Source organism: Flavobacterium sp., from assembly GCF_028712645.1.
Classification (GTDB): Bacteria; Bacteroidota; Bacteroidia; order Flavobacteriales; family Flavobacteriaceae; genus Flavobacterium.
Map to the genome: position 1 here is coordinate 1 of NZ_JAQTPQ010000186.1, position 7,069 is coordinate 7,069.

General features: G+C 33.5%; 4 protein-coding genes and 2 pseudogenes. 4 read left to right on the plus strand and 2 right to left on the minus strand.

Features of this window, described 5'->3' with window-relative positions; all coding sequences use genetic code 11:
• Window positions 1-789 (plus strand): annotated as a pseudogene (locus tag PHC28_RS13285) (dGTPase); the annotation flags it as partial.
• Between the two features lie 2 nt (window positions 790-791).
• Here the strand turns inward: PHC28_RS13285 and PHC28_RS13290 are convergent.
• Window positions 792-1,820: a DUF3078 domain-containing protein gene (locus PHC28_RS13290; protein ID WP_300101432.1), complete on the minus strand. Its 1,029-nt coding sequence runs from the start codon at window positions 1,818-1,820 to the stop codon at window positions 792-794.
• 37 nt (window positions 1,821-1,857) lie between these two features.
• Window positions 1,858-3,627 carry a 1-deoxy-D-xylulose-5-phosphate synthase gene (locus PHC28_RS13295; RefSeq protein WP_300101435.1) on the minus strand — a complete coding sequence of 590 codons (1,770 nt, stop codon included), beginning with the start codon at window positions 3,625-3,627 and terminating at the stop codon, window positions 1,858-1,860.
• Between the two features lie 186 nt (window positions 3,628-3,813).
• Here PHC28_RS13295 and PHC28_RS13300 point away from each other — a divergent pair, with 186 nt between their 5' ends.
• The 3 genes and pseudogenes from PHC28_RS13300 to PHC28_RS13310 form a co-directional block, all read left to right on the plus strand.
• Window positions 3,814-4,920 carry a Fic family protein gene (locus PHC28_RS13300; RefSeq protein ID WP_300101438.1) on the plus strand — a complete coding sequence of 369 codons (1,107 nt, stop codon included), beginning with the start codon at window positions 3,814-3,816 and terminating at the stop codon, window positions 4,918-4,920.
• A gap of 64 nt (window positions 4,921-4,984) precedes the next feature.
• The gene (locus tag PHC28_RS13305; protein WP_300101441.1) at window positions 4,985-5,425 is read left to right on the plus strand and encodes a nucleoside deaminase; all 441 of its coding nucleotides are present in this window, start codon (window positions 4,985-4,987) and stop codon (window positions 5,423-5,425) included.
• 160 nt (window positions 5,426-5,585) lie between these two features.
• Window positions 5,586-7,069: pseudogene (locus tag PHC28_RS13310) on the plus strand (hypothetical protein); the annotation flags it as partial.

Consider the following 7,069-nt stretch of genomic DNA (forward strand, 5'->3'; position numbering starts at 1 on the left):
GCTTTTTTGAAATATCCAAAGGAAAGTTTACCTAAAAAACCAACACAAAATATCGCCGACAAAAAATATGGCGTCTTTCAATCGGACAAAAAATTCTTCGAAGATGTTGCCTTAGAACTGGGAATGATTCCAAACAAAGAGGGGAATGATATTGGTTTCGAAAGACATCCTTTGGCTTATTTAGTCGAAGCTGCCGATGATATTTGCTACACAATTATCGATTTTGAAGACGGTATCAATCTAGGTTTGGTTCAAGAAGAATTTGCATTGGAATACTTGATAAAACTTGTAAAAGACAGTATTGACACTAATAAATACAACACATTAACCACAAAAGAAGATCGAATTAGTTATTTGCGTGCATTGGCAATTGGCAGTTTAATTAATGATGCTGTAAAGGTTTTTGTTGAAAACGAAGACACCATTTTGCAAGGCAGATTTCCTTATGCATTGACCGATAAAAGCAAATACAAAGTTCAGATGGACGACATTATCAAATTGAGTGTTAAAAACATCTATCAAAGTCGAGAAGTCATCGAAAAAGAAATTGTAGGCTATCAAATCATCCAAACTTTGTTAGACAAATTCATTACTGCTTTTAACAACAAATTCAACGGAAATTCTTCTAATTACGACAAACTATTGTTGAAAATGTTGCCCGAAAAATTCCTTGAAGAGAAAGAAGATTTGTATAAAAGACTGTTGCATATTTGCCATTATGTTTCCCTTTTGACCGATGGTAATGCACTAGAATTATACGAAACCATTAACGGAAAGAAAACGAATTGAATCTAGAAGGAATAAACTAAACCTACTCCAAGAATTTGTTTGAGCTGGATTTTTGCTCCTTTGATGACTTGCACTCCATTGATTTCTTCAGTAGTTTTTATATCATCGTCATAAATAAAATGGGTCCCAATGTTTGCTTTGACATATTGATTTACAACCAAGTCAAACTTTAATTCCCAATCTACATCTATGTTTCCGAAATTATGAATGTAGTCTGAATATAGACTTAATCGGTTTTCCAAAACAATGTTTTTTATAAGTTCTTTTTTATAAAAATTGGTAACTAGAAAACCAAGTTCTGTTTTTGATTTTTCGCCTTCCAAAATCAGATTTCCATCTAAGTCATAAATAGCTTTAGCAACACCAAAAGCACCTTGATTAGCCAAAGTCTGGTCTAAAACCAAAGTGTTTTTCATCGTTAATGGAGAAATGTATATGTTAAGTTTCTTTTTTTTGTTAAAATATTCTGCTCCAATTCCAAGGAAAGTATAAGCAGGAGCAAAAGGTCTTGAAATAGGTGAACTGGTGTTTGGATAATTATATCCAGAAGTAAATTGAGTGTTGAAATTAAATTTTGCGGAATGATACCAATTGGATAAAGTATCTCTTCTATAACCAAAAGTTGAAGTAAATCGAACAGCATCATCTGATTTTCTAATTGCCAGTCCATCTTGTTTATTTACTCCGTATCTAACGATTAATTCATTAAACCATTTACTTTTTTCAAGTGTATGAATTCTTGTAAATTCTCCTTTTATTAACCCAGATATTGAGCTTACACCACCGGCATTCCAATTCGAAAAAGAGATTTCATTTAGGTCAAAACCAACAATGTTTTTTTTGGTCCAATGAGATATTAAAACGGGTATTTTTGGTTGAAATTCTGCTACTATGGTTACTGTAGTAGATGGATTTACAAGTGTTCTTATGGGTTTAAAAACTACTATTGTATCCGTTGTTATTTCCTGAGAAAAACTATTTATAGAAATTGTTAACAACAAAAGCAGTAAAATGAAGTGGGGTGATTTCATTCAAAAAAATTAAGTTAAAAAACAAAAATAATTATTTTCAATAACCTGAAAAAATATATTTTAAGCTTTTAACGTCAACATTGCAAAATTGTTGTTGTTGCTCAATAGTTCCTTGTTCAATAAATTCGTCAGGGATTCCGAGTATTTGTATTTTTGAAGTATAATTATTTTGTGCCGAAAACTCAAGAATAGCAGTTCCAAAACCACCTTTTACAGCACCATCTTCAATAGTAATTATATTTTCGAATGTCGAAAAAATAGTATGCAATAATTGTTCGTCCAAAGGTTTTACAAACGCAAAATCATAATGAGCGAATTTTTCTGGATGCGTTATTTGGGCTAAAGCCAAAGTTACATTATTGCCAATGGTACCATTCGATAAAATAGCTACTTTCATACCTTCTTTGAGGCAATTTGCTTTGCCAATTTCTATTTTTTCGTAGGGTTTTTGCCAATCTATAATTGTGCCTCGACCTCGAGGATATCGAATTGCAATAGGATGATTTAATCCCAATTGAGCCGTATATAAAATATTTCGTAACGCAATTTCATTCAATGGTGCATAGACAATCATATTCGGAATGCAGCGCAAATAAGCCAAATCGAAAACACCGTGATGCGTAGCACCATCCTCGCCAACTAAACCCGCTCTGTCTAAACAAAAAATTACTGGTAAATCTTGTAAAGCCACGTCGTGAATGACTTGGTCGTAAGCACGTTGTAAAAAAGTGGAATAAATAGTACAGAAAACCATCATTCCTTGCGTTGCCATTCCTGCCGATAATGTTACGGCATGTTGTTCTGCAATTCCCACATCGAAAGCACGTTTTGGGAAAGCGTCCATCATAAATTTCAGGGAGCTTCCTGATGGCATTGCAGGCGTGATTCCAATTATTTTTTCATTGGCTTTCGCCAAATCTAAAAGCGTCAAACCAAAGACATCCTGATATTTTGGAGGAAGATTTTCTTCTGATTTTGGGTGAATTTCTCCCGTGTTAGCATCAAATTTTCCTGGAGCGTGGTATTTTACTTGATTTTCTTCGGCTTGTTGTAAACCTTTTCCTTTTGTGGTAATGATATGAAGAAACTTGGGGCCTTTTATTTTTTGCAAACGCTTTAATTCTTTGATAACTGCAAAAACATCATTGCCGTCAATGGGTCCTGAATAATTAAAATTCAAAGACTTGATCATATTATTCTTCTTCGGATTTTTTCCTTCTTTCACAGCAGTGAGATAATTTTTCAAAGCGCCAACGCTTGGATCAATACCAATCGCATTGTCATTAAGAATGACCAATAAATTAGCATCAGTAACGCCAGCGTGATTCAGGCCTTCGAATGCCATTCCCGATGCGATGGAAGCATCGCCAATAACTGCAATATGTTGTTTCTCGAAATCTCCTTTCAAATTAGAAGCAATCGCCATTCCCAAAGCTGCCGAAATCGAAGTGGAGGAGTGGCCTACGCCAAAAGCATCATAAACACTTTCACTTCGTTTTGGAAAACCAGAAATGCCGTTAAGTTGTCTGTTAGTATGAAAAATTTCTCTTCTTTCGGTTAATATTTTATGTCCGTACGCTTGATGACCTACATCCCAAATCAATAAATCATTTGGAGTATCGAATACATAATGCAAAGCAATAGTAAGTTCAACAACGCCAAGGCTGGCGCCCAAATGTCCTTCTTTTGTAGCCACAACACCAATGATAAAATCGCGCAATTCCTGTGCCACTTGAGGAAGTTGGGCTTCGTCGAGTTGGCGTAAATCGGTTGGATTGTTGATGTGTTCGAGTAAGTTGCTTTTCATTGTAAATTAAAAAGCGAATTTACGGTTTTAATTTGAAATTTGTTTTTTTGTATTTAAGGCAAATTGCAATTTGGAAAGGAATGATTGTTGTTATTGGCTGTTTTTTATAAAATGAGGCGATTAAATGTTATAATCACCTCAAAAAATAGCTATATTTGAGGTGATTAATTATTTTATTCAACTCAAATGAAATACAACTGGCAACTACCTAATTGGGCAAACTTTACATTTGATGAATCTGTAATAAATTCTATAGCAGTAAAGTTTGCTTTAGAAACAGGTGAACTTAAAGGTCTTGTCGATTCTTTATCGAATGAAATTAGAGAGGAAACCATCTTGCAATTTATGATTTCGGAGGCCATTAAAACTTCAGAAATAGAAGGGGAATTTTTTAGCAGGCAAGATGTGATCTCTTCTATTAAAAAGAATTTGGGATATAGTGATGATTTCCGTCAAATTAGGAATAAAGAGGTACAAGGAATCGGAAAGTTAATGGTAACGGTTCGAAAATCTTATTCTGGAAAGTTGACGGAATTTATGATAAAAGAATGGCACACTATTCTTATGGAATATTCCAAACATATTAATCCAGGCGAGTATAGAAGTGGAGAGGAGTCTATGCAAATTGTTTCAGGATCTTATGGTAAAGAAATTATCCATTTTGAAGCACCACCATCGAGCCAAGTTCCTGTTGAAATGAAAAATTTTATCAAATGGCACAATGATTTTGAATTAAAACCAACCGATATTAAAAGCGCATTAATCAAAACTTCAATTTCGCATTTGTATTTTGAAAGTATCCATCCTTTTGAAGATGGAAATGGCAGAATTGGCAGGGCTATCGCTGAAAAATGTCTTTCAGAATCCTTAAACCGACCAGTTTTAATGAGTATTTCAAGTACTATTGAACTGGACAAAAAGCAATATTACGAATCATTAAAGCAAGTCCAAAGAACTTTAGAAATCACAGATTGGATTCTTTATTTTTCTACATTGATTTTAGAATCCCAGAAAAACGCCAAACAAACAGTACTTTTTACCTTAAGCAAAACGAAATTTATTGACCGTTTTAAAAATAAAATGAATGAAAGACAAAACAAGGCTGTTTTGAAAATGTTTGAAAACGGAGTTGCTGGTTTTCAAGGAGGAATGACAGTTATAAAATATGTTTCTATCACAAAAACTTCGAGAGCAACGGCAACAAGAGATCTACAGGACTTAACCGAAAAAAGTATTTTGATTCCAAAAGGAGAAGGAAGAAGTCGAAGGTATGACTTAAATCTACTGCCTTAATGGATGAATTGTGAATCAAATTTTTAAACTAACTAAAATTATTTCAAAATTGTACTTTTGCCTTATGGAAAACCCTTTCACCGATGAATATTTTATGAAGAAAGCCTTGCAAGAGGCAGAATTGGCTTTTGAAAAAGACGAAATTCCTGTTGGCGCCGTAATTGTCATCGACAATAAAATCATTGCTCGAGGTCATAATCTTACAGAAATGCTCAATGATGTTACCGCTCACGCCGAAATGCAGGCTATTACAGCAGCAGCTAATTTTCTTGGCGGAAAATATTTAGTGGGTTGTACTTTGTATGTCACCATTGAACCTTGCCAAATGTGTGCAGGCGCTTTGTATTGGAGTCAGATTTCGAAAATTGTTTTTGGAGCTAGTGATGAAAATAGAGGTTTCGAGAAAATGGGAACCCAATTGCATCCAAAAACTACGGTTGTTAGAGGGATTTTGGCTGATGAAGCTTCGGAATTGATGAAGCGGTTTTTTGCTAAGAAGAGATAAAAAAATATTTTTATTTATCCTGAAAATTCTTCTTAAAACAATTTAAAAATACTATACTTTTACTACAATATAAAATGTATTTTCACGGTTATGGTTTTAATTGTGAAAAGCAATTCAGTATCAAAAAGTATAAATTTGTAACCAATAACTCTTTATAAAAATGAAAGCAAAAGGATTAGTTTACGTGTTTTTTGTTTTTTTTCTATTTCAAGCGTGTAGCAAGAAATCATCCAATTTTAATTCCGATTTTTCATTATTCAAAGAGTATATAACCGGTTTCACTGGTGGAGTTGTCTCGACCACCTCTGATATTAGAGTGGTTCTGGCTTTTGATAAAAAAGAATGGAAAGCCAATCAGGTTTTAGACAACGATTTGTTCGATATTTCGCCAAGTGTCGATGGGAAAGTCATTGCGCTTTCTAGTAATACCATTGCTTTTATTCCTGAAAACAAATTGAAGTCGGATACTGAATATCAGGTTACATTGAATTTGTCAAAACTAATTTCTGTCAAAAAAGAGTTTGCCCAATTCAATTTTACCATTAAAACCATAAAACAAGATTTCGTTGTCGAAACACACGATGTTCAGTCTTATAATAAAGACTTTCAATATTTGAATGGAACGCTAAAAACGGCCGATAATATTGATCTTGAAACTGCTAAAAAATTGATCTCAGCAGAACAAAAAAATAAAAAAATAAAAATAAAATTCGAAAAAACCTTAAATTCTGGAACGGAATTCAAATTTATAATCGACAGTATTCAGCGTTTTCCAGAAGGAACTAATGTTGCCATTTCTTATGACGGCAGCGATTTTGACATTGATCAGAAAGGTAAAATAGATTATTTAATCGCTGCAAAAGATGTTTTTAAGGTAATGAAAGTTGAAATTCCTGAAGGAAATGTTCAATCATTATACATTAATTTTTCTGATCCTTTACAGAAAGATCAAGATTTCAGCGGATTGGTTTCTATTGAAAATACCAATAACTTGAAATTTGTGGTGCAAGGAAATTTATTAAAAGTATTTTTTAATAATGATGTTTCAAAATCTACTTCGAATGAAGGCGGAGAAGAGGATGAATATGGAAATGAAAAACCTTCACAAGAAATTAGTGGATCACTTTTGGTTGAAGTTTTCCAAGGTATTGAAAATGAAGAAGGACAGAAAATGCTCAAAGATTACACTACGAGAGTGTCTTTTGAACAAATAAAACCAGGTGTACGTTTTGTGAAAAATGGAACCATTTTACCAAGTTCCAACAATTTGAAACTCAATTTTGAAGCCGCAAACTTAAGTGCTGTTGATGTGAAAGTTTATAAAATTTACAAAAACAACATCCTTCAATTTCTTCAAGACAACGAAATAAACGGAACTCGAAATTTGAAACGAGTGGCACAGCCGATTGCGAAAACGACATTGAATTTAAAAGAAAACAAGTTGTTGAATTTTGGTCAGTGGAATACTTTTGCTTTGGATTTATCCAAAATAATTACGCCAGAACCTGGAGCTATTTACCGAGTAGAATTTTCATTCAAAAAGGCGTATTCACTTTATAAATGTGAATCTCCTTCGGTCGATGAAAATCAAGAGGAAGAGGAAGTTGTTGATGAAAATGACGTGAATTATAGCGGAAATAATTA

Excerpts from the sequence above, each read along its gene's own strand:
- PHC28_RS13290 (WP_300101432.1), bottom strand. The coding sequence starts at position 1,820 with ATGAAATCACCCCACTTCATTTTACTGCTTTTGTTGTTAACAATTTCT.
- PHC28_RS13295 (WP_300101435.1), bottom strand. The coding sequence starts at position 3,627 with ATGAAAAGCAACTTACTCGAACACATCAACAATCCAACCGATTTACGC.
- PHC28_RS13300 (WP_300101438.1), top strand. The coding sequence starts at position 3,814 with ATGAAATACAACTGGCAACTACCTAATTGGGCAAACTTTACATTTGAT.
- PHC28_RS13305 (WP_300101441.1), top strand. The coding sequence starts at position 4,985 with ATGGAAAACCCTTTCACCGATGAATATTTTATGAAGAAAGCCTTGCAA.